This is a genomic window from Bradyrhizobium sp. 164 (assembly GCF_023073715.1).
GTDB lineage: Bacteria > Pseudomonadota > Alphaproteobacteria > Rhizobiales > Xanthobacteraceae > Bradyrhizobium.
Window position 1 is genome coordinate 1 of the sequence record NZ_JADPKA010000041.1, and the last position, 778, is coordinate 778.

General features: G+C 64.4%; 1 pseudogene. It reads right to left on the bottom strand.

From position 1 onward, the window contains the following. Positions 1-260: 260 nt before the first annotated feature. Positions 261-778, bottom strand: a pseudogene (locus IVB01_RS15440) (ATP-binding protein); the annotation flags it as partial.

Consider the following 778-nt stretch of genomic DNA (forward strand, 5'->3'; position numbering starts at 1 on the left):
TGCGGATTCCGACGAAGTCGCCCGGGTGTACCGATATGAAGTCGCCCGGGGGATTCCGAGACGATGTCGCCCACCTTTCCGATTTGATCTCGCCCGGGGCGAGGCGTTCTGGCTTCCTAGGTTCTCTGGCATTGGGCGAGCCGCACGGTCAACTGGAATCGCGGCTTGGACCCTTTGTGTTTCTGTTGCGGTTGCTGTGGGCATGTGGGCAACGCCTTGGCGTTGTCCAAGCGCAGCGGCATGTCCAGAGCGTTACGGGCTCAGGTCTTTCGGGCGAATTGCCGGGTTCGGCGCAGGCTCTCGCCAGTAAGGTCGAGCCGATGGGCATTGTGGACGAGGCGGTCGAGCACGGCGTCGGCATAGGTGGGATCTCCAATGAGCAGATGCCACTGGTCTACGGGGAGCTGGCTGGTGACGATCGTGGAACGATGACCCTAGCGATCTTCGAGGATTTCCAGGAGGTCGTGACGGGCACCGGCGTCGAGCGGCTCAAGCCCCCAGTCATCTAGGATCAGCAGATCGACACGGCCGAGCCCGCGCAATAGGCGCGGATGGCGACCGTCGCCGCGCGCGAGAGCGAGGTCATCGAACAGCCGCGGAACACGTTGATAGAGCACGGAGCGATTGTCGCGACAGGCCTTGTGGCCGAGCGCCGAGGCGAGCCAGCTCTTGCCGACGCCGGCCGGGCCGCAGATCAGGAGATTGACGTGGTCGTCGATCCAGTGGCCCTCGACAAGCTTGGCAAACAGCGGGCGGTCGAGACCGCGCGGGGTGCGGT